The following is a 1,762-nucleotide window of genomic DNA, read 5'->3' on the forward strand; positions in this document are numbered from 1 at the left end:
AAACGACAAGCTGAGGATGCCCGCGCCTATGTCGAGCTGGCGGAGGCGGTGAACGGCCCGATTCCTCGTCCGGTCGAATTCTCCTGGCCCTGGGGTGACGCGCTGCCCGTGCTGGATGAGGTCCGGGCCGATGTTCGGGTAGTGAACCTGGAAAACAGCATCACCCGGTGCGATGACTTCGCCGCCGGAAAGGCGGTTCATTATCGGATGAATCCGGACAACCTTCCCTGTCTAGCCGCCGGCCGGCCCGATGTGTGCGTGCTGGCGAACAACCACCTGCTGGATTTCGGCCACCGCGGGCTCGTCGAGACCCTCGACGCGTTGTTCACGGCCGGGCTGAGAGCGGTGGGAGCCGGACGCGACGCGGACGAGGCGTGCAAACCGGCCATGGTCCCGCTCGGCGGGGGCCGGCGGGTCCTGGTCTTCTCGTTCGGCCTGTCCTCCAGCGGCATTCCACGGACGTGGGCCGCGACCCCGGGCCGGGCCGGCATCGACGTCATCCCCGAACTGTCGGACGCCACCGCCGAGGAGGTGACCGCCCGCGTCCGGCGGGCGAAGCGCCCCGGTGACCTCGTCGTCGCCTCCGTCCACTGGGGATCCAACTGGGGCTATGACGTAGACGACGACCAGATCCGCTTCGCCCGCCGGCTCATCGATGGCGGTGTCGACCTCGTGCACGGGCATTCGTCGCACCATCCGCGTCCCGTCGAGGTGTACCGGGACCGGCTTGTCCTGTACGGCTGTGGCGACTTCATCAACGACTACGAGGGCATTACCGGCTACGAAATGTACCGGGACGACCTGCGGCTGGCGTACTTCGTCGCCGTCGATCCGCCCGGCGCGACGCTGACCGGCCTGCGGATGGTGCCCCTGCAGACACGGCGGATGCGGTTGTGGCGCGCCGCACCCGAAGACGCCGGGTGGCTACGGGGGGTTCTCACCAAGATCAGCCGTGGCTTCGGGACACGGTTCGATCTCAACGCGCCCGGCGTGCTGTCGCTGCGCCAGCCATGAGCGAACCCTCGATGGTGCGCTCCAGCGCTTCGACAGCCTCGGCCAGCGACGATCCGTCAGGCACGCTCACGCCGGCGTGGGGGGCACCAGCCGGCTGAGCACGTCGAGTTCCGCCAGCCACAGCTGCCCCAGCCGGGCGTGGTTCGGCACGCTGGCACTGGCCACGAATGTGACACCGACCCGCTCGTCGATGCCAAGCATGGCGACGGCCAGATGCTGACGTCCGACGAGTAGTTGGCCCGTGCCGACCAGCCCGGTAACCGCGCGTCCCGCGACAGCCAGCGGCCCGCGCATCGTCCGGACGTTGCTCGCCACCAGGGCCATCTTCCGGGTCTGGGCCGGGTAAGCGGCGGCGCCCGCGAGCATGCGGGGCGAGGCGATCGTGGCCAGGGTGGAGAAGTGGTGACGTTCCACCACCCCCAGCCCGCCCTTCTTCATGCGACGGGTCTCCGCGGCGATCCACGCCAGCCGCCGGCCGGGGTCCGGCTCCCCGCAGGGAAGCGGGACACGCACACCCGAGGAATAGTTCGACAGCACGTTCCGTTCGGCCGCGGTCCGGAAACTGATGGGCATCAGCGCGTGGATGGGCTGACGGTCCCGGCGCCATTCGGGAAGGGACCACGTCCGCAGCGCCCCGGCGAGCGCGGCGAGATAGACGTCGTTGACCGTGACATCGTGGTGGCGGGCCACGGCTCGCAGCGTGCCCAGCTCGGTGGTGACCCAGGAATGTCGCGCCGGCCCGGCCGGC

The 1,762-nt window shown here is 69.7% G+C and carries 2 protein-coding genes; one reads left to right on the top strand and one right to left on the bottom strand.

The genetic code is table 11. The features are described from left to right. Positions 1-1,014, top strand: a 1,014-nt coding sequence (locus tag AC08ON_RS18115; protein WP_476617436.1) for a CapA family protein, incomplete at its 5' end; no start/stop codon positions are given. A 66-nt stretch (positions 1,015-1,080) separates the two neighbouring features. On the opposite strand, the gene AC08ON_RS18120 is transcribed toward AC08ON_RS18115, so the two are convergent. Then, positions 1,081-1,762: WS/DGAT domain-containing protein (locus tag AC08ON_RS18120; protein ID WP_476617437.1), on the bottom strand; the 682-nt coding region annotated here is incomplete at its 5' end.

The sequence above is a fragment of the Frankia sp. CoWAU3 genome (genome assembly GCF_977971855.1).